The sequence below is a fragment of the Bradyrhizobium sp. USDA 372 genome (assembly GCF_053629095.1).
The window spans coordinates 2,276,436-2,295,036 of record NZ_JBRJHR010000001.1 but is presented as its reverse complement, the minus strand read 5'-3'; the positions used below and the strand labels follow the sequence as shown (position 1 = coordinate 2,295,036).

At 65.6% G+C, this 18,601-nt stretch carries 17 protein-coding genes; 9 read left to right on the top strand and 8 right to left on the bottom strand.

Translation table 11 applies throughout. The features are described from left to right. Window positions 1–82 precede the first annotated feature (82 nt). Window positions 83–703 carry a glutathione S-transferase family protein gene (locus AB7M16_RS11035; protein ID WP_453947160.1) on the top strand — a complete coding sequence of 207 codons (621 nt, stop codon included), beginning with the start codon at window positions 83–85 and terminating at the stop codon, window positions 701–703. A 110-nt stretch (window positions 704–813) separates the two neighbouring features. Here AB7M16_RS11035 and AB7M16_RS11030 read toward each other — a convergent pair whose 3' ends face one another. Continuing rightward, the gene (locus AB7M16_RS11030; protein WP_453943903.1) at window positions 814–1,737 is read right to left on the bottom strand and encodes a LysR family transcriptional regulator; all 924 of its coding nucleotides are present in this window, start codon (window positions 1,735–1,737) and stop codon (window positions 814–816) included. Between the two features lie 92 nt (window positions 1,738–1,829). Here AB7M16_RS11030 and AB7M16_RS11025 point away from each other — a divergent pair, with 92 nt between their 5' ends. The 3 genes from AB7M16_RS11025 (at window position 1,830) to AB7M16_RS11015 (ending at window position 4,825) form a co-directional block, all read left to right on the top strand. Beyond that, window positions 1,830–2,273 (top strand): nuclear transport factor 2 family protein, encoded by a 444-nt coding sequence (locus AB7M16_RS11025; RefSeq protein WP_212259074.1) that lies wholly within the window; start codon window positions 1,830–1,832, stop codon window positions 2,271–2,273. 89 nt (window positions 2,274–2,362) lie between these two features. Beyond that, complete coding sequence (locus AB7M16_RS11020) at window positions 2,363–2,494, top strand: DUF1127 domain-containing protein (protein WP_453947159.1); 132 nt, start codon at window positions 2,363–2,365, stop codon at window positions 2,492–2,494. Between the two features lie 321 nt (window positions 2,495–2,815). After that, window positions 2,816–4,825, top strand: coding sequence for a HAMP domain-containing methyl-accepting chemotaxis protein (locus AB7M16_RS11015; RefSeq protein ID WP_453943902.1), 2,010 nt, complete (start codon window positions 2,816–2,818; stop codon window positions 4,823–4,825). A 58-nt stretch (window positions 4,826–4,883) separates the two neighbouring features. Here AB7M16_RS11015 and AB7M16_RS11010 read toward each other — a convergent pair whose 3' ends face one another. From AB7M16_RS11010 to AB7M16_RS11000, 3 genes are all read right to left on the bottom strand, one after another. After that, entirely contained in the window at window positions 4,884–5,564 is a 681-nt protein-coding gene (locus AB7M16_RS11010; protein ID WP_453943901.1) for a glutathione S-transferase family protein, read from the bottom strand. A 125-nt stretch (window positions 5,565–5,689) separates the two neighbouring features. Beyond that, the gene (locus tag AB7M16_RS11005) at window positions 5,690–6,016 is read right to left on the bottom strand and encodes a hypothetical protein (protein WP_260380315.1); all 327 of its coding nucleotides are present in this window, start codon (window positions 6,014–6,016) and stop codon (window positions 5,690–5,692) included. Window positions 6,017–6,118: 102 nt separating this feature from the next. Further along, window positions 6,119–7,249 (bottom strand): DNA methyltransferase, encoded by a 1,131-nt coding sequence (locus AB7M16_RS11000; protein WP_453943900.1) that lies wholly within the window; start codon window positions 7,247–7,249, stop codon window positions 6,119–6,121. A 418-nt stretch (window positions 7,250–7,667) separates the two neighbouring features. On the opposite strand from AB7M16_RS11000, the gene ypfJ reads away from it, so the two are divergent. Together ypfJ and moaB are read left to right on the top strand one after the other, a co-directional pair. Further along, a complete protein-coding gene (gene ypfJ / locus AB7M16_RS10995) occupies window positions 7,668–8,606 on the top strand; it encodes a KPN_02809 family neutral zinc metallopeptidase (RefSeq protein ID WP_260380313.1) in 939 nt (312 codons plus the stop codon). Between the two features lie 153 nt (window positions 8,607–8,759). Continuing rightward, entirely contained in the window at window positions 8,760–9,323 is a 564-nt protein-coding gene (moaB, locus tag AB7M16_RS10990; protein ID WP_212259079.1) for a molybdenum cofactor biosynthesis protein B, read from the top strand. 199 nt (window positions 9,324–9,522) lie between these two features. Here moaB and AB7M16_RS10985 read toward each other — a convergent pair whose 3' ends face one another. Both AB7M16_RS10985 and AB7M16_RS10980 read right to left on the bottom strand, forming a co-directional pair. Next, the gene (locus AB7M16_RS10985; protein WP_453943899.1) at window positions 9,523–10,482 is read right to left on the bottom strand and encodes a bifunctional helix-turn-helix transcriptional regulator/GNAT family N-acetyltransferase; all 960 of its coding nucleotides are present in this window, start codon (window positions 10,480–10,482) and stop codon (window positions 9,523–9,525) included. Between the two features lie 63 nt (window positions 10,483–10,545). Further along, the gene (locus tag AB7M16_RS10980) at window positions 10,546–11,121 is read right to left on the bottom strand and encodes a glycosyltransferase family protein (RefSeq protein ID WP_172787523.1); all 576 of its coding nucleotides are present in this window, start codon (window positions 11,119–11,121) and stop codon (window positions 10,546–10,548) included. Window positions 11,122–11,440: 319 nt separating this feature from the next. Between AB7M16_RS10980 and AB7M16_RS10975 the strand changes: the two genes are divergently transcribed. Continuing rightward, window positions 11,441–12,280, top strand: a complete 840-nt coding sequence (locus AB7M16_RS10975; protein ID WP_453943898.1) for an RMD1 family protein — start codon at window positions 11,441–11,443, stop codon at window positions 12,278–12,280. Window positions 12,281–12,580: 300 nt separating this feature from the next. On the opposite strand, the gene AB7M16_RS10970 is transcribed toward AB7M16_RS10975, so the two are convergent. Further along, entirely contained in the window at window positions 12,581–13,762 is a 1,182-nt protein-coding gene (locus AB7M16_RS10970; RefSeq protein WP_453943897.1) for an acetate/propionate family kinase, read from the bottom strand. Window positions 13,763–13,764: 2 nt separating this feature from the next. Further along, a complete protein-coding gene (locus AB7M16_RS10965) occupies window positions 13,765–16,179 on the bottom strand; it encodes a phosphoketolase family protein (protein ID WP_453943896.1) in 2,415 nt (804 codons plus the stop codon). A gap of 210 nt (window positions 16,180–16,389) precedes the next feature. Here AB7M16_RS10965 and AB7M16_RS10960 point away from each other — a divergent pair, with 210 nt between their 5' ends. Together AB7M16_RS10960 and AB7M16_RS10955 are read left to right on the top strand one after the other, a co-directional pair. Then, window positions 16,390–17,553, top strand: coding sequence for a PA0069 family radical SAM protein (locus tag AB7M16_RS10960; protein WP_453943895.1), 1,164 nt, complete (start codon window positions 16,390–16,392; stop codon window positions 17,551–17,553). A 93-nt stretch (window positions 17,554–17,646) separates the two neighbouring features. Continuing rightward, window positions 17,647–18,537 (top strand): ribonuclease HII, encoded by an 891-nt coding sequence (locus tag AB7M16_RS10955; protein ID WP_453943894.1) that lies wholly within the window; start codon window positions 17,647–17,649, stop codon window positions 18,535–18,537. Window positions 18,538–18,601: the final 64 nt, after the last annotated feature.

Genomic DNA, 18,601 nt, shown 5'->3' with positions numbered 1-18,601 from the left:
GCCGTGGGCAACTGCGAACAGGCCGCCTATGGACGGCGCGGCGGTGGACCGTTAACCTCCGGTTTTCCCCATGAGGTCCGACATGCTCAAGCTCTACTACGCCACCGGCACCTGCGCGCTCGCCACCTACATCACCCTGGAAGAGGCCGGCGCCGACTACACCGCCGAACGGCTGAGCTTCAAGGACAACCAGCAGAACAGCCCGGACTATCTCGCGATCAACCCGAAGGGCCGGGTGCCGGCGCTGGTCACCGACCGCGGCGTGCTGACCGAGACGCCGGCGATGCTGGCCTATCTCGCGCAAACCTTCCCCAAGGCGAAGCTCGCGCCGCTCGACGATCCCTTCGACTTCGCGCAGGTGCAGTCGTTCAACTCCTATCTCTGCTCGACCGTTCACATCAACCACGCCCACAAGATGCGCGGCGCGCGCTGGGCGACGGAGGAGAGCTCGTTCGCCGACATGAAGGCGATGGTGCCGAAGACCATGGCCGCCTGCTTCAAGCTGATCGAGCAGAAGATGTTCAGGGGACCGTGGGTGATGGGCGATCAGTACTCGATCTGCGATCCCTATCTCTACACGCTCTCGACCTGGCTCGAAGGCGACAGCGTCGACATCAATGCGACGCCGAGGATCGCCGATCACTTCAAGCGCATGTCCGACCGCCCCGCGGTGAGCAAGGTGATGGCGGCGCAGAAGGCGTAAGGCCGCGCGGCTGTCGTAGCTCTTGTAGGGTGGGCAAAGGCGCAGAGCGCCGTGCCCACCATCTTCCCAAGATTGCAACAGAAGTGTGGGCACGCTCCGCTTTGCCCACCCTACGGGAGCTTCCGCCTGGCTTGCTCCAACTCCCGCCCGGTCTCCAGCATCAGCCGCCGCAGCCAGATCGAGCCGGGATCCATCTGCGCGCGCGTCGGATGGAACATGAACTGCTCGTCGATCCCAGGATCGAGCGGCGGCGTCACCGCGACGACGCCGAGCTGCTGCGACAGCGCGGCGATCAGCCGGCGCGGCACGAAGGCGACGAGATCGGTGCGCGCGGCGACGTGCAGCGCTTCGAGATAGCCTGACACCACCAGCGAAACGTGCCGCTCGATGCCCTTGGCTCGCAGCCAAGTGTCGATCAGGTCCTCCTGCTGGCCGCGGATGATGACGCCGACATGGCGCGCGGCGAGGAAGGTCTCGCGCCGCTTCAGCTTCGCGGCCATGGGGTGGCCGCGCCGGACCGCAAGCGCATCGCTGTCGGTATAGAGCAATTGCCGGTGAAAGCCCTTGAAGGCATTGCCGATCGAGATCACGAGGTCGATGGTGCGGGCGAACTCGGCGTGGAAGATCGCCGGTCCCCGCCACGGCACCACGTCGATGCGGACGTTGGGGGCAAGGCGCGTGACTTTCGCCATCAACGGCGGCATCAACAGCTCGACCGCAAGATCCGGCATCATCAGACGGAATTGCCGCTCGCTGTGCGCGGCATCGAAGTCATCAGGCACGAACAGCCCGCGCACCTGGTCGAGCGCCTGCGCCAGCGGTGCGCGCAGGGCCTGGGCCCGGGGCGTCAGCTCCATTCGTGCGCCCGTGCGCACCAGCAGCGGATCACCGAAGATGTCGCGCAGGCGCTGCAACGCGTGGCTCGTCGCCGGCTGGGACAGGCCGATCCTCATGGCCGCGCGGCTGACATTGGCCTCGCGCAGCAATGCGTCGAGCGCGGTCAACAGGTTGAGGTCGAGCGAATGCAAATTCATGAGGTGAATAGATATCATATTTCATATCGATTTGAAGAATGCCGTCGGCCCGGCGATGATCTCCGCGTTGTCACCACGAGGAGAATGCCGCCATGAACGCGAGCGCCAACAAGAAACTGCTGCAGGATATCTTTGCCGCGGCCGCCAATCCCGATCCCGCCGCGCGCGACCGCGCCCTGTTCACCGCAAGTCTCGCCGACGACGCCAAATGGGTCGTGACCGGGCAATATTCCTGGTCGCGCACCTTTGCCGGCAAGGAGGCGATCCTCAAAGATCTGCACGGCTATGTCCGCACGCGCCTGCGCGACCGCACGCGCACGGTCGCGCATCGCTTCATCGCCGATGGCGACATCGTCGTGGTGGAAGCCAAGGGCGACAACGTCACGCCCGAGGGCGCACGCTACGACAACGACTATTGCCTGGTGTTTCGCCTGGAGGACGGCAAGATCAAGGAGATCCGCGAGTACTGCGACTCGGTCCTGACCGAGAAGGCGCTCGGCCCGTTTCCGCAAGCTCCCGCGAGGGCGGCGAGCTGACTGGCTTGAGCACGATCTGGTCTGCCGGCTGGCGCCTTTCGTTTCGGCCTGCGAGGGTCGCATCGGTCTGGCGCAAGCTGGCGGAGTTCATGCGGCTCCGGCGAGAGCACGCGCGGATTCATCGCCAGCTCGCCGCCATGAGCGAGCGGGAGCTTCTGGACTTCGGAATGACGCGGTCGGAGATTGCGTACGAGCTGAAGAAGCCTCTCCGATGGACATAGAGCAATAACAGGATGCAGCCTCCGACCACCGGCGTCGACGCCGATGGTCCGGAAGCATCCCTGACGAACGGCATGCATCGGTCTGCATGGCCCGGCGCATTCGCATGCGGCTTTGCATAGCTGCCGACAAAATCAGCAGATTTGCTGCGGGCCGAGACCGCGCGCGCGAGGAATTTGAAGGTTCAATTAAGAAGTGTCCCCCATTGTGTCGCGGTGCAGCGTAGGCCGCCAGGGCGCGGCGTGCGGCTGCCGGAGTGGCCGTGACGATCGCCGGAGTTGTTCGGTCCCTCGAATTCACATGCATCTGGGTGGACAGTGGGAATGCCGAAATTTCGTTTGCGGATCAGGGGACGCCTGTACGCAGGCTTCATGGCCCTGGTGGCGGTCGGTCTCGTGATGGCGGTGGTTGCCGTCTGGAATTTGCGGGACGTGCAGGATCAGGTCGCAAGACAATCCGCCCTCTCGGACAGCACGGCGCGGGTGCTGGAAATATCGGCCCATCTGCAGGCGATTCAGCGCGCCAATTTGCGCTACGTCTACGACGCCAACGAATCCGCAATGAAGGAGGCGCAGGAGCGGGAAACCGCCGCGACCGAGCTGCTGCGGGTCGGCGCGCAGGGGACGCTGTCCGAGGAGCGGCGCGCGCTCTACAACGGCCTGATCGACGACATCGCCAAAATGCGACGCCTGCGTGACAATCTCGGCGACGCCGTCAACGAGACGAGAACGGGCAAGGCGACGCTGCTGCCGAGCGGCGAGGAGCTGGCCACCAAGACGGGCAAGCTCGTCGACGTGGCGCGCGCCGCCGTCGATGAAGATACCGCTTCCCTCGTCGCCGATCTCGAATCCCGCATCCTGCTCGTGCGGATCGCAAACTGGCGTTTTCTGGCGCTGCGCGATACCCAGGGACCCGCGACCTTCAGGGCGAGCGTCGACAGGGCCGCGCAACGGCTCGCGGCGCTCGAAAAGAGCCCGCAGGCGGCGGAGCTGCGAGCTGCGCTCGCGCCGGTGAAGACTTCGCTCACCCTCTACAAGTCGGCGTTCGAGGCGACGTCGGCGGCGATGCTTCAGGCCGACGAGATCTACCACAAGAACCTCGCGCCCCTCATCGTCGACAGCATCGGCAAGCTCAAGACCGCGGAAACGACCTTGAAGAAGGACTATCAGGACTCGCGGAACAACGCCGAAGCCGTGCTTGCGGGAACGACGACCGTTCAGGAGATCGCAGGCATCCTCGCCATCCTGTTCGGCGGCATCGTCGCCGTCCTGATCGCACGCAGCATCGTCGGTCCGCTGACCTCGATGACGCAGGCGATGGGGCGGCTTGCCGGCGGCAATCTCGAGGTCGAGATTCCCGGGCGCGGCAGGGCCGACGAGATCGGCGACATGGCCAAGGCGATCCAGGTGTTCAAGGACAACATGATCGAGACCGAGCGCATGCGCGCCGAGCAGGCTGCGCTCGAGGCGCGGCAGGCCGAGAGCCGCAAGGAAGACATGGCCAGGCTCGCCGATCAGTTCGAGCAGGCGGTCGGCGAGATCGTCAACACGGTGTCGTCGGCATCGAGCGAGCTCGAAGCCTCCGCGGGCACGTTGACCACGACCGCCGCGCGGGCCCAGGACCTCTCGACGGAGGTCGCCAGCGCCTCGCAGGAGGCCTCGGCCAATGTGCAGGCGGTCGCCTCGGCAACCGAGGAGCTTTCCTCCTCGGTCTCCGAGATCGCCCGCCAGGTGCAGGAATCCGCCCGCATCGCCACCGAGGCTGTCGGTCAGGCGAGCCGGACCAACGAGCGCGTCAGCGCCCTCTCCAAGGCCGCCGCGCGGATCGGTGACGTCGTCGAGCTGATCAGCACCATCGCCGGCCAGACCAACCTCTTGGCACTGAACGCCACGATCGAGGCGGCGCGTGCGGGCGAAGCAGGTCGCGGCTTTGCGGTGGTCGCGACCGAGGTCAAGGCGCTCGCCGAGCAGACGGCCAAGGCCACCGGCGAGATCGCCCAGCAGGTCTCCGGCATCCAGGCCGCGACCGAGGAGTCGGTCGGCTCGATCAGGGAGATCAGCGGCACCATCGAGCGGCTGTCGGAGATCTCGTCGACGGTCGCCGCGGCCGTGGAGCAGCAGGGCGCGGCGACGCAGGAGATCTCCCGCAACGTCCAGCAGGCGGCCCAGGGCACGCAGCTCGTCTCGTCCAATATCGGCGACGTGCAGCGCGGCGCCTCCGAGACCGGCTCGGCCTCCTCGCAGGTGCTGTCGGCGGCGCGTTCACTCTCGGCCGACAGCAACCGGCTGAAGCAGGAACGCGCCAAGTTCCTGAGCTCGGTCCACGCCGCCTGACGTCTCGAACGCAAAAGGCCACGCGCATGCGCGTGGCCTCGAGAGCGGCGCGGCGCGATCAGGCCACCTTGGTCGTCATGTGCCTGAACATGTTGGCGCGCGCTTCGTCGTCCATCTCGGTCTTGAAGGTGAACTTGTCCTTCAGGGCGATGGCGCGCGCCGCCGCCGGGCGCGCCGAGATCTCGTCGAACAGCCGCTTCACGTTCGGGTATCGCGCAAAGGCGTCGTCGCCGAGCTTGAACGGCACCATCCGCGCCCAGCCCCACAGCGCCATGTCGACGATCGAATAGCTGTCGCCGACCATGTAGCGGCGGCCTTCGAGGCGGCTGTCGAGAACCTTGTAGTGGCGGTCGGTCTCGTACTGGTAGCGGTTGTGGGCGTAGTCGTGGTTCTGGTCCTTCGGTGCGAAATGCTTGAAGTGCACGGCCTGACCGGAAAAGGGCCCGACGCCGCTCGCGACGAACATCAGCCACGACAGCAATTCGGCGCGGTTGGAGGGGAGGAATTGGCCGGTCTTCTCGGCGAGATAGAGCAGGATGGCGTTCGAGTCGAACACGATGGTGCCGCCATCGTCGATCGCCGGCACCTTGCCGTTCGGATTGATCTTGAGGAATTCCGGCGTGAACTGCTCGCCCTTGCGGGTGTCGATCTTCACCGGCTCGAAAGGCAGGCCGGATTCTTCGAGATAGAGCGCGACCTTGGTCGGGTTCGGTGATCCATTGAAATAGAACTTTAGCATCAAGCATCTCCCCGGTGTCTATGGCCGCGCGCGGACGCGGCGTCGTTGGGCGAGCCTGTTTGCCTGAACCTCGTCGGAGAGAGCAACCGGCGAGTTTGCCGGGCGGTGTCTGCGCGGTACGCAGATCAGGCGGCGTAACAGAGGCCGATTGCCGCCGCGATGACCATGGCCGCGCCCACGGCCTCCAGCCGCAGGCCGAGCCGGGCGGCGAGATGCATGTCGGAGGCCCGCGCCGCGCGCTCCGAACCGCGCGAATAGCCGTGAACGATGACGTCTTGGTTGAAAGTATCGTGGGCCTCGTTGCTGCTGGCGAGCCCGACGCAGATCACGAGCACGCCGAACAGCGCCAGGCCGAAAAACCCGAGAAGCGCGATCAGGAACATGGGAAACATGCCGATCAGGAAGATCGGCAGCAGCGGCACCAGCAGCAATGTCTCGGACTGTCGTCGCATGGCGAGCCGGCCCGTCAGAACGTTTGGACAGGGTGATCCTAGTCCCGAATGAGCACGTCCTCGATCAACACTCCGTCATTCCGGGCGCGCGACGGCGGAAAACTACTCCGCCGCCATGCCGGCGCGGATCTCGGCGCGGAGCTCGTCGATCAGCTTGAGGCCCTTCTTGGTCTCGACGTGCCAGAAGGTCCAGCCGTTGCAGGCCTGCGCGCCTTGCGCCACCGCGCCGATGCGGTGGATCGAGCCGACCTTGTCGCCGAGCATGATGGCGCCGTCGGCGCGCACCAGCGCCCCTAGCTTCTTCTTGGCGTCGAACAGCTTGGTGCCGGGCATGATCATGCCGCGCTCGATCAGCTCGGAGAACGCAACGCGCGGTGCCTCGCGCGCGGTCATGAATGGGGCAAGGCTCTCTTCCGGCAGCGGCTCGACCTTGGCGATCCGCGCCTCGGCGGCCTTGGCGTAGGTCTTGTCGCGCTCGAAGCCGATATAGGAGCGGCCGAGGCGCTTGGCGACCGCGCCGGTGGTGCCGGTGCCGTTGAAGGGATCGATCACGAGATCGCCGGGCTTGGACGAGGACAGCAGCACGCGCGCCAGCAGGCCTTCCGGCTTCTGCGTCGGATGCACTTTCTTGCCGTCGGCGCCCTTGAGGCGCTCGTCGCCGGTGCAGAGCGGGATCAGCCAGTCGGACCGCGCCTGCACGTCCTCGTTGGCGGCCTTCAGCGCCTCGTAGTTGAACGTGTAGCCCTTGGCTTTTTCGTCACGCGCGGCCCAGATCATGGTCTCGTGCGCGTTGGTGAAGCGGCGGCCGCGGAAATTCGGCATCGGGTTGGTCTTGCGCCAGACGATGTCGTTCAGCAGCCAGAAGCCGAGGTCCTGCATGATGGCGCCGACGCGGAAGATGTTGTGATAGGAACCGATCACCCAGATCGTTGCCGACGGCTTCATGGCGCGGCGTGCGGCGAGCAGCCAGGCGCGGGTGAAGTCGTCATAGGCGGAGAATGAATCGAACTTGTCCCAGTCGTCGTTGACGGCATCGACATGGGATTCGTCGGGGCGCTTGAGATCGCCCTTGAGCTGCAGATTGTAGGGCGGGTCGGCGAACACCAGATCGACACTGGCTGCCTGGAGCTTCGACATCTCGGCGACGCAATCGCCGAGGATGATGCGATGCGAAGGGGACTCAAAATTTGTGCGGGGCGCCCTTGCAGACGCCCCGCGACGCGACTCTACCATGACTCAAGAACTCTGACTCAGGCGACGCTGTCGGCGACGCGGGACCAAACAACCGACTGGCCGTTACATTGAAGGGGCAAAGTAAAAATCGACTTAATCCGCTGCTTTCGTGAGCAGTCCTCGCATCATCCTTCGTGCATGAGTTGTCGTGCGCGTTCGCCTTGTTTTACAGTGTATTTCGCGCTCGCGCGGCTCGCGGGACCGATCGTGGCGGCAAAAAGGCCGTAAATTTCTCTCGGAAAAAACTGCTCGGCCCTCGGAAAAATTTGCTGGCGTCGACAGGCTGTCGCACTAGGCAATTTTTGCCGGCCACGATATTGATAAAAGCAACGGAAATTTTACGTATGTGGCGCGTTGAGCTTTCGCGTTTCCGTGCGCCGTCGAAACTTAAATCAGGGACCCCAGAGGAAAGGCCGCCATGCGCTACGATGACTTCCGCCGCAGCGACGACATCGAGGATCGTCGCGACGAAGGTGGCGGCTTTGGCGGCGGGGGAGGCGGGTTCGGCCTGCCGATGGGCGGCGGCGGGCTCGGCATCGGCACCATCATCATCCTCGGCCTGGTCGGCTACGCCTTCGGCATCGATCCCCGCATCCTGATCGGCGGCGCCGAGATCCTCACCGGCGGCGGCCATGCGCCGAGCTACCAGACCGATCGCCAGGCCTCCTCCGGCAAGCGCGGCGCGCCGACCGACGAGATGGGCAGCATGATCTCCGGCATCCTCGGCGAGATCGACGATCGCTGGACCGAGATCTTCCAGGCCAGCGGCCAGACCTATACCGGTCCGAAGATCGTGCTGTTCCGCAACGCCACCAATGGCGGGCGCTGCGGCATGGCGCAGTCGGCGATGGGGCCGTTCTATTGTCCGCCCGACCGGACCATCTTCCTCGACACCGGCTTCTTCCGCGAGGTCGAGACGCGCTTCCGCGGCTGCTCCGGCAAGTCGGCGTGCAATTTCACCACGGCCTACATCATCGCGCATGAAGCCGGCCATCACATCCAGAACCTGCTCGGCATCATTCCGCGCGTGACGCGGCTGCAGCAGCAGGTCGGCTCGAAGGCCGAGGCCAATGCGCTCCAGGTCAAGGTCGAGTTGCAGGCCGACTGCCTGTCCGGCGTCTGGGTCAACCGCGAGGCGAAGAAGCGTCCGAACTTCCTCGAGCCCGGCGACATCGAGGCCGCGCTAAGCACGGCGAGCGCGATCGGCGACGACACGCTGCAGCGCCAGGCCACCGGCCGCGTCGTGCCCGACTCCTTCACCCACGGCTCGGCGGCGCAACGCAAGCAATGGTTCATGACCGGCTACCAGCAGGGCACGGTCCAGGCCTGCAACACGTTCGGCGCCGGAGGGTTGTAGGCGAGGACTTGCCCCGGACGCTGCGCAGCACGAAGTGATGCGCTGCAGAGCCGGGGCCCACATTGCCGGTCTCCCAAGCCTCCGAAATGGGTCCCGGCTCTGCGACGCACCGCTGACGCGCTGCATCGCGTCCGGGACACGAGAGAAGCGCAAATGGCCTCCATCGACGAATCCAAACAATTCATCCCGCTCAACATCGCGGTGCTCACGGTGTCCGACACGCGCGCGCTGGCGGATGACAAGTCCGGCCAGACCCTCGCCGACCGTCTCACCGCCGCGGGCCATCATCTCGCCGCGCGCGAGATCGTTACCGACGATGTCGAGGCGATCCGCGCCGTGATCCGCCGCTGGATTGCCGATAGCGGCGTCGACGTCGTCATCACCACCGGCGGCACCGGCTTTACCGGACGCGACGTCACGCCGGAGGCGATCGAGCCGCTGTTCGAGAAGCGCATGGACGGCTTCTCCATCGCCTTCCATCTGCTGAGCCACGCCAAGATCGGGACATCGACGATCCAGAGCCGCGCCACGGCGGGCGTCGCCGGCGCGACCTACATCTTCTGCCTGCCCGGCTCGCCCGGCGCCTGCCGCGACGGCTGGGACGGCATCCTGGCGGCCCAGCTCGACTACCGCACACGCCCCTGCAACTTCGTCGAGATCATGCCGCGGCTGGACGAGCATCTGCGCAGGCCGAAGGCGCAGGGCGCGACGGTGTGATTGCGGACGATGATGCGTTCTTCCCTTCTCCCCTTGCGGGAGAAGGTGGCGCGAAGCGCCGGATGAGGGGTATCTATCCGCTTGCACTGATGCTCGCGGAGACTTACCCCTCACCCAAGCGAGTGTGTGTCCGCCACCGGAGATGCCCTCTCCCGCAAGGGGAGAGGGCGCAGCAATGCGCATCGCGCCCGCACCGAGATCAGAGATCCAGCTCCCACGTCTCTCCGACCAGGTCGGCACCAAAGCTGCGATGCGGCTCGGTCGCGACCAGCTTGAATCCCGTACTCTTGTAGATCCCGCGTGCGGCAACGAGGATGCTCTGCGTCCACAGCGTCATCTTGCTGTAGCCGCGCTCGCGGGCGCCCTGGATGCATTGCTCGACCAGTGCGCGGCCGACACCGAGGCCCCGTGCTTTCTTCTCCACCTGCAACAGGCGGAGCTTGGCGATCTCGTCCGTGGCCTTGACCAGGAACACCGAGCCGACCGGCTCGCCGCCGACCTCCGCCATCCAGCAGTGCTCGTGCGCGGCGTCGTAATTCCTGATGAACTGCGCGCAGATCTCGGCGACCAGCGCCTCGTAGCTGATGTCCCAGTTGTAGTCCGCGGCGTAGGCGGCAGCCTGGCGGGAGACGACCCAGCCTATGTCGCCGACGCGATGGCTGCGCAGCATGAAGGACGCGGGCTGGCTTCGGCGTTGCTCCAGCACGGCCTCGATGGTCGCCATGGCCTGTGTGAGCCGCGTGGCATCGCCGGGCGAGAGCTGAGCCAGCATCGCGGCGACCTCGTTTTGCGAGCTCAGGTTCAGCTTGGCGAAGGCCTGCCGGCCCTTGGCGGTGAGGCTGAGCTGGTATTGCCTGCGGTCCGCGGGCAGGGGCTTTCGCGTGATCAGCCCCTTTTCGTCGAAGCTCTGGACGATGCGGCTGAGATAGCCGGGATCGAGACCGAGCTCGCTGCCGATCTCTTTTGCCGCAAGGTCGTCGCGATGGGCGAGTTCGTAGAGCACCCGCGCCTCGCTGAGCGAGAACGGGCTCTTGCCGAGGTGCTGGTCGAGCACACCGAGCTTGCGGGTGTAGAAGCGGTTGAAGGCGCGGACCGCCGCTACATGGTCGCCCGTGACCTGTTCGGCCACGGCGCTTGACGGCGAAGCTTTCGATAGCATGGGATCACCTCGATATTTGCCATTGTCAATTAATTATTTGACGTTGGCAAGTATCTCGGCGCTTCAGCCGACCATGACGATCCGGCTGCGCAGCATGGTCCGGGACGACCGGCCGAGCCGCCGGAGCAGCCGCGCCTCGGAATGACGGGCGTGGGGCGGGTAGCCGCCGATCCGGTCGTAATGATCACGCGCAATCAAAAGTCCCTGATCGCCCAGCGGACCGACGAGCTTTCGCGCCACGGCCCAGAGGACGTCGCGCAACGCGGTATTTCCGTAAGGCGAGCGCGCATAGCGGAACACCGCCGCACGATCCCGGCCACTGGTGGCGACGGCCTGGATGAACTGGGTGGTCTCCTCGATCCAGCCGGTTTCCAGCACGGCACCGGCAGGCAGGAACATCAGCCATGGCGACCGGGCCTGGAGCGCGCCGGCGGCGAGCGCAGCGCCTTGCGAATGTCCCTCGAAACCGATGAAACGGCAACCTGCGACGTCGGCAACGCGTTCGATGACGCCGTTGCGCGTGCCGTCGACCAGAAGCACTTCCCGGATCACGCCGGCGGCCGCGCCGGGGACCAGCGCGGCGAGGGTTGCGACCGCCGTCTGCTCGACGCCTTCGGTCGGGATGATGACGCTCAGCATGATTGAGGCTTCGTGTCTGCACTTCGGGAGAAGCGTAGTGTTGCAATGATGTTGTCATAGACCCGTCGCGCTGCCGAGTGCAACTTTCGGACGGCTCTTCGGCGTGCGATGGTAAACTGCGGCCAGTTCATAGCAGCCAAATGTGTCCGGCGCGGGTTGGCAATATTGCCGAATGTTTCGGCACAAGCCGATCCTGACGGTATTAACCCGGAGCTTCATGGCGGCATTCGCCGTGCGGGCCGTCGGTTTCCTCGGACGAGGCGGCAGCTTGGGGAAGGTCGAACGAAATGCGTGATCTCGGTGCCGGGAGAGACCTTGTATGAACGCCGATCAACTCGCCGTTGGCACGGCGCCGAAGTCGCCGAAGCAGGAGGCCGCGCCGACCTTGCGGATCCGGGCGCTGATGCTCGGCGAGCGCATCAATGCGTCTGGCCTCGAGATCGGCACGCTGGTGTCCTCGACGCCGGCCGCCTTCCGCGTCCATGCCGGCCTTGCCGTGATCTTTCGCTACGGCGTCGTCGTCTTGATCGGGCTGTTGCCGTCCGAGGAGAAGGTCCTCGTCGATAACCTGAAATCGCGCGTGACGGGAGAGCTCAGCCCATACGAGGAGGAGATCGCGCAGGCGCAGCTCTGCAACGAGGAAGCCGCCGAGACGATCCAGCCGGGCGGGCCGATCTGCCTCGCCAAATTCTCCGACGACCGGCTGCTGCTGGTCGCGGATGCGCTTGCCAAGAGCACGTCGCTGGCGCGCGACGAGCGCCGCGTCGCCGCGGTGTTCGACGTCATCGAACCGTTTGCACGGGAGCTCGCCGAGCACGGCCGAACGCCGCGCCGGCGCAAGGGCATTCTGCAATTGATCGGCAACGCGCTGCTGGTGCAGCAGCGCGTCGCCGGCCGCGTCGCGGTGGCGGAGAAGCCCGACGTGCTCTGGGAGAAACCCGAGCTCGACCGGCTCTATTCCCGTCTCGAGGACGAGTACGAGCTGAAGGAGCGCCTCGACACGCTCGAGCACAAGCTCGCCGCGGTGTCGGAGACCGCCAACGCACTGACCGACATCATCGACACCCAGCGCTCGCTGCGCCTCGAGATCGCGATCGTGGTGCTGATCGTGATCGAGATCGCGATGGGGTGTTTTCAGATATGGTCGGGGACGCACTGAGAGCGGAATCTATAGCCGGCATGATAGGACGGTTCGATTGATCTGCGCGGCCGCCGCATACTTCGTCATTGCGAGCGCAGCGAAGCAATCCAAAATCCCGCCGCAGAACCAGTCTGGATTGCTTCGCTTCGCTCGCAATGACGGCTTGGCGGATATCATCCGCTAGCCGGATGAGCGATCATCGTCCGCAGCACCGCAGAATCGTAGGGTGGGCAAAGGCGCGCTTGCGCCGTGCCCACCACCGGTCCGTGGGCACGCTTCGCTTTGCCCACCCTACGACACTCCCTTTTCGGCTGGAGCTCACATCGCTCGCAGCACCGCTACGCAATGCCGAGCGATCATTAGTTCCTCGTTCGTCGGAACGACGAATACGTCGACAGTACTATCGGCGCCGCTGATCTGCTCGCGTGCTGTTTCGTTCGCCGCTGCGTCGATTCGTATGCCGAACCACCCAAGCCGCTCACCGATCGCGCTGCGGATCTCCTTTGCATGCTCGCCGATGCCGCCGGTGAAGATCAGGCAGTCCAGGCCGCCGAGCGTGGTCGCCATCATCGCGACCTGCTGCGCAGCACGGAAGGTGAAGAGATCGACGGCCTCATGCGCCGCAGCCTCGGGGCTTGCCAGCAGCGTGCGCATGTCCGCAGAGATGCCGGAGACGCCGATGAGCCCGGACTCGTGATAGAGCAGGTGCTGGACCTCTGCGACCGACATGTTCTCGTGCTGTTGCAGATAGAGCAGCACGCCCGGATCGATCGCACCGCAACGCGTGCCCATCACGAGGCCGTCGAGCGGCGTTAGCCCCATCGTGGTGTCGATGCTGCGGCCATCGCGCAAGGCGCAGAGGCTGGCGCCATTGCCGAGATGTGCGATGATTGTGCGCTTTGCGACGAGCTCCGGCGCGATCTCGGCCAGGCGTCCCGCGACATATTCGAACGAGAGGCCGTGAAAGCCGTAGCGCCTGACGCCACGCGCCTGGAATCGCCGGGGAATGGCGAAGCGGTTCGCCGGCGGTGCGAGGCCGTGGTGGAAGGCGGTGTCGAAACACGCGATCTGCGTCAGCCCGGGCCGGGTCGCCGCGAGCGTGCGCACCGGCGCGAGGCAGCGCGGCTGGTGCAGCGGCGCGAGCGGCGTCAAGGCCTCCAGCTTCGCTATGATGTCGTCGGTCAGGACCACCGGGCCTGAATGATCCGGCCCGCCGTGAACGATGCGGTGGCCGACGGCCCGCAGGCTGCGTCCACCGAACCGGTCCTCGATGAAGGCGAGCACGTCGGCGAACAGATGGCCGCCGGCTGCCTCCGGCGTCTCCTTCCTCGTCTCGAACAGGTCTTCGCCCGTGGGGCCCTTCACCACCAACCGGGGTTTGGCTTCGTGCTCGTCCAGCAGGCCCTTGCAGAGCAGGGCAGGCTCGGCCACCGCGACATCGAACAGGCCGAACTTGATGCTCGACGATCCCGAGTTGAGAACGAGGATCGCGTCCGTCATCGCTAGTCGCCGACCTCGGTCGGCGTGTTGCCGCCGGCTCTGTTTTGCCAGACCCAGTCACGGATCTCAGGCATGTCCTCACCATGCTCGCGGACATAACGGGAGTGTTCGATCAGCCTGTCGCGGAATTGCTGCTTCACCTGCGCGGCCTTCGTCGCCAGTCCCGGCACGCGTTCGATGGCCTCGATCGCGAGATGGTAGCGGTCGAGCTCGTTGAGCACGACCATGTCGAAGGGCGTCGTCGTGGTGCCCTCCTCGGCAAAGCCGCGCACATGCATGCCGGCATGGTTGGTGCGGTTATAGGTCAGCCGGTGAATGAGATAGGGATAGCCGTGAGAGGCAAAGATCACAGGCTTGTCGCGCGTGAACAGGCTGTCGAAGTCGCGGTCGGACAGGCCGTGCGGATGCTGCTCGCGCGGCTGCAGCGTCATGAGGTCGACGACGTTGACAACGCGGATCTTCAAATCCGGCAGCGTCTTGCGCAGGAGGTCGACGGCGGCGAGCGTCTCCAGCGTCGGCACGTCGCCGGCGCAGGCCATCACCACGTCGGGCTCGCCCTTGCCGTCCTCCGTTCCCGCCCAGGTCCAGATGCCGATGCCGGCATCGCAATGCGTCGCGGCGTCCTGCATCGAGAGCCATTGCGGCGCCGGCTGCTTGCCGGCGACAATCACGTTGACGCGGTTGTAGGTGCGCAAGGCATGATCGGCGATCCACAACAGCGTATTGGCGTCCGGCGGAAAGTAGATGCGGACGATGTCCGCCTTCTTGTTGGCGACGAGATCGACGAAACCGGGGTCCTGATGGCTGAAGCCGTTATGGTCCTGGCGCCAGACATGCGAGGTCAGGAGATAATTGAGCGAGGCGATCGGACGCCGCCACGGCAGCTCCCGCGTCACCTTCAGCCATTTGGCATGCTGGTTGAACATGGAATCCACGATGTGGATGAAGGCCTCGTAGCAGGAGAAGAAGCCGTGCCGTCCCGTGAGCAGGTAGCCCTCCAGCCAGCCCTGGCAGAGATGCTCGCTCAGCACCTCCATCACGCGGCCGTCCTGCGCGAGGTGCACGTCGTAAGGCTCGGTCGGCTCCATCCAGACGCGTTCGGTGGCTTCGAACACGGCGTCGAGCCGGTTCGATGCCGTCTCGTCCGGGCCCATGATGCGGAAGTTTCGATGCTGGGCGTTGAGGCGAACGACGTCGCGCAGGAATTTGCCGAGCTCGCGCGTCGCTTCCGCCACGACCTCGCCGGGTTGCGGCACCTCGATCGCGAAGCTGCGGAAGTCCGGCAGCTTCAGCTCCTTCTTCAACACGCCGCCATTGGCGTGTGGATTGGCGCCCATCCGCCTGGTGCCTTCCGGCGCGAGCGCCTGAAGCTCGGCAATGAGCGCGCCGCCTTCGTCGAACAGTTTTTCCGGCTCGTAGCTGCGCATCCAGTCTTCGAGCACCTTGAGATGCGCCGGGTTCTCGCGGCAGCCTGCGACCGGCACCTGATGGGCGCGCCAAAATCCCTCGACCTTCTTGCCGTCGACCTCCTTCGGGCCGGTCCAGCCCTTCGGGCTGCGCAGCACGATCATCGGCCAGCGCGGCCGCTCGAAGCTCGTGCGGCCGTCGCGGGCATGTTGCTGGATCGAGCGGATGCTGGCGAACGCGACGTCCAGCGCATCGGCCATGGCCCGGTGCATCAATTTGGGATCGTCGCCGCTGACGAACAGCGGCTCGTGGCCGAGCCCGCGGAAGAGGTCGCGGATCTCCGCGTCTTGCATGCGTCCGAGCACGGTGGGGTTGGCGATCTTGTAGCCGTTGAGATGCAGGATCGGCAGCACTGCGCCGTCATGGGCGGGGTTCAGGAACTTGTTGGAGTGCCAGGACGCAGCGAGCGGCCCGGTTTCGGCCTCGCCGTCGCCGACCACGCAGGCGACGATCAAGTCCGGGTTGTCGAATGCCGCGCCATAGGCGTGCACAAGCGCGTAGCCGAGCTCGCCGCCTTCGTGGATGGAGCCCGGCGTTTCCGGCGCGGCGTGGCTCGGGATGCCGCCGGGGAAGGAGAACTGTCTGAACAGCTTGCGCAATCCGTCCGCATCGCGCGCGATGCCAGGATAGATCTCGCTGTAGCTGCCTTCGAGATAGGTGTTGGCGACCATGCCCGGGCCGCCATGGCCGGGACCGCAGACATAGATCACGCTGACATCGAGCGCGCGGATGACGCGGTTGAGATGGGCATAGATGAAGTTCAGGCCGGGCGTCGTGCCCCAATGTCCGAGCAGACGCGGCTTGATGTGCTCGGGCCGCAGCGGCTCGCGCAGCAGCGGATTGTCGAGCAGGTAGATTTGCCCGACCGAGAGGTAGTTGGCGGCGCGCCAATAGCGATCGAGCAGATCGAGGTCGCTGCTCGCTTCGGCCGTTTTTTGTTGGATTGTCATGTTCCTGCCGACCTTCACTTCGCGATCGTCACCAACCCGGTTCCGCGGTGATCGATCCGTCGAGCATGAAACGGGATGGGCGTGACGGCCGTGTTGCGTGAGGTCAAAGGCGGACGCGCGAAGTTTGGGCAGCTCTACTGTGCATGGGGTTGTTTTCACGATTTTTGTTTGTGTTCTTGATTTGTTCCTGTGTCGTGCTATCTTGGCTGCATGAGTCCAGCATCCTCTCATGCTCTCAAGCACCCGCCGGTCACGGCGCCCTCCGAGCCGGCGGGTGCGCCTTCAGATTTCCCCGAGCTTGGCGTCGCCATCGACCGCGCGCGCAGGCGAGGGCGGGGCGCTCAATCCAACGCCAGCGGCCGCTTTGAGGCCGAGGCGCGCGTCGCTTTCGATGACGGCTGGCAGAGCCTGGACGAGCTGCCGCCGTTCAAGACCACGGTCGCCGTCGACACCTCGCGCAAGGTGATCACCCGTAACGATTCCCCCGACATTGGCTTCGACCGATCGATCAATCCGTATCGCGGCTGCGAGCATGGCTGCGTCTATTGCTTCGCGCGGCCGACCCACGCCTATCTCGGCCTGTCACCCGGGCTCGACTTCGAGTCGAAGCTGTTTGCCAAGCCCGAGGCGCCTTTGCTGCTCGAGAAAGAGCTTTCGGCCCCCGGCTACGAGCCGCGGATGATCGCGATCGGCACCAACACCGATCCCTACCAGCCGATCGAGCGCGAGCGCAAAATCATGCGCGGCATTTTGGAAGTGCTGGAGGGCGCCGGGCATCCCGTCGGCATCGTCACCAAGTCGGCGCTGGTGCTCCGCGACATCGACATTCTCCAGCGGATGGCCAAGCGCAACCTTGCCAAGGTCGCGATCTCGGTCACCTCGCTCGATCCGAAGCTGGCGCGCACCATGGAGCCGCGGGCCTCGACGCCGCCGAAGCGGCTGGAGGCGCTCAAGCAGCTCTCGGAGGCCGGCATCCCCACCACGGTGATGGTCGCGCCCGTGATCCCTGCACTGAACGATTCCGAGATCGAGCGCATCCTCGATGCCGCCGCCCATGCCGGCGTCAAGGAAGCCGCCTATGTGCTGCTGCGGCTGCCGCTGGAGGTGCGCGATCTCTTCCGCGAATGGCTGATGGCGAACTATCCGGACCGCTATCGCCACGTCTTCACCCTGATCCGCGACATGCGGGGCGGGCGCGACTACGACGCCAAATGGGGCGAACGGATGAAGGGCACGGGACCGATGGCCTGGACCATCGGCCGCCGCTTCGAGATCGCCTGCGACAGGCTCGGCCTCAACAAGCGGCGCTCCAAGCTGACGACGGACCACTTTGCGCGGCCGAAGCGGAACGGCGATCAGCTCAGCCTGTTCTGATTGGCGGTGGGCGTAGGGCGCCCGGCCTGAATAACGGGAATATCCTGGGTTCCCGGTTGCGCTGGCGAAGCCCCCTGGCGCACGATCCCGGCCATGATTCGGGACAAGTCCGCCAAAACCCCAGCCAAAGACGCGCCCAAGAAGCAGGCCGCGAACAAGGCTGCGCCTGACAAGGCGGCGAAAGCGCCTGTGGCCGAGACGTCTGCAGCCAAGACGTCTGCGGCCAATGCTGCGAAGGTTGCCGCCGCCGGCAAGAAAGGCATCATCGCCGTCGCTCCCCCCAGCTTCCGCCGCGAGCGCGCGCTGATCAAGCGCGGCGTCTGGCCTGTCGCGGGCTGCGACGAGGCCGGCCGCGGCCCGCTGGCAGGTCCCGTGGTGGCCGCCGCGGTAATTCTCGACCCCGACCGCATTCCGCGCGGCATCGACGATTCCAAGCGCCTGACCGCCGAGGAGCGCGAAAAGCTGTTCGACAAGATCTGCGCCACCGCGCAGGTCTCGGTCGCCGTCGCGTCGCGGGGGCGAATCGACCGCGACAACATCCTGCGCGCCTCGCTGTGGGCGCTGAAGCGTGCCGTGGTGGCCCTGCCCGAGGCGCCCAGGCACGTCTTCGTCGACGGCCGCGACCGGCTCGATACCGCATGCGATTGCGAGGCGGTGATCGGCGGCGACGGTATCGTGCTGTCGATCGCCGCGGCCTCCATCGTCGCCAAGGTCACCCGTGACCGGCTGATGTGCGCGCTGGCGCAGGACTGCCCCGGCTACGGCTTCGAGCAGCACAAGGGCTACGCCGTCCCCGAGCATCTGGACGCGCTCGATCGCCTCGGCCCCTCCATCCACCACCGCAGCTTCTTCGCCCCCGTTGCCGCCGCCCGCGCCAAGCACATGCCCTGGACCGTCGAGCCGGTGCAGGACCTGTTCTCGGTGACCGAGGTCGAGGTGCACGTCGAGGCGAGCGTCGAGATCGACGCCTCCGTAAATCTCTAGCTGATCTCCGACGGCATCCGCGCGTCATGGCCGCGCAGGCGGGACAAGCCCGGGCATGACGATC

What these genes read in the sequence shown, in the direction of transcription:
- AB7M16_RS11020 (WP_453947159.1), top strand. Translation starts at nt 2,363, where the DNA reads ATGCGGCTCCGGCGAGAGCACGCGCGGATTCATCGCCAGCTCGCCGCC.
- AB7M16_RS11030 (WP_453943903.1), bottom strand. Translation starts at nt 1,737, where the DNA reads ATGAATTTGCATTCGCTCGACCTCAACCTGTTGACCGCGCTCGACGCA.
- AB7M16_RS11005 (WP_260380315.1), bottom strand. Translation starts at nt 6,016, where the DNA reads ATGCGACGACAGTCCGAGACATTGCTGCTGGTGCCGCTGCTGCCGATC.
- AB7M16_RS10980 (WP_172787523.1), bottom strand. Translation starts at nt 11,121, where the DNA reads ATGCTGAGCGTCATCATCCCGACCGAAGGCGTCGAGCAGACGGCGGTC.
- AB7M16_RS11015 (WP_453943902.1), top strand. Translation starts at nt 2,816, where the DNA reads ATGCCGAAATTTCGTTTGCGGATCAGGGGACGCCTGTACGCAGGCTTC.
- AB7M16_RS11000 (WP_453943900.1), bottom strand. Translation starts at nt 7,249, where the DNA reads ATGGTAGAGTCGCGTCGCGGGGCGTCTGCAAGGGCGCCCCGCACAAAT.
- AB7M16_RS11035 (WP_453947160.1), top strand. Translation starts at nt 83, where the DNA reads ATGCTCAAGCTCTACTACGCCACCGGCACCTGCGCGCTCGCCACCTAC.
- AB7M16_RS10955 (WP_453943894.1), top strand. Translation starts at nt 17,647, where the DNA reads ATGATTCGGGACAAGTCCGCCAAAACCCCAGCCAAAGACGCGCCCAAG.
- AB7M16_RS10960 (WP_453943895.1), top strand. Translation starts at nt 16,390, where the DNA reads ATGAGTCCAGCATCCTCTCATGCTCTCAAGCACCCGCCGGTCACGGCG.
- AB7M16_RS11010 (WP_453943901.1), bottom strand. Translation starts at nt 5,564, where the DNA reads ATGCTAAAGTTCTATTTCAATGGATCACCGAACCCGACCAAGGTCGCG.
- moaB (WP_212259079.1), top strand. Translation starts at nt 8,760, where the DNA reads ATGGCCTCCATCGACGAATCCAAACAATTCATCCCGCTCAACATCGCG.
- AB7M16_RS10975 (WP_453943898.1), top strand. Translation starts at nt 11,441, where the DNA reads ATGAACGCCGATCAACTCGCCGTTGGCACGGCGCCGAAGTCGCCGAAG.
- ypfJ (WP_260380313.1), top strand. Translation starts at nt 7,668, where the DNA reads ATGCGCTACGATGACTTCCGCCGCAGCGACGACATCGAGGATCGTCGC.
- AB7M16_RS11025 (WP_212259074.1), top strand. Translation starts at nt 1,830, where the DNA reads ATGAACGCGAGCGCCAACAAGAAACTGCTGCAGGATATCTTTGCCGCG.
- AB7M16_RS10965 (WP_453943896.1), bottom strand. Translation starts at nt 16,179, where the DNA reads ATGACAATCCAACAAAAAACGGCCGAAGCGAGCAGCGACCTCGATCTG.
- AB7M16_RS10985 (WP_453943899.1), bottom strand. Translation starts at nt 10,482, where the DNA reads ATGCTATCGAAAGCTTCGCCGTCAAGCGCCGTGGCCGAACAGGTCACG.
- AB7M16_RS10970 (WP_453943897.1), bottom strand. Translation starts at nt 13,762, where the DNA reads ATGACGGACGCGATCCTCGTTCTCAACTCGGGATCGTCGAGCATCAAG.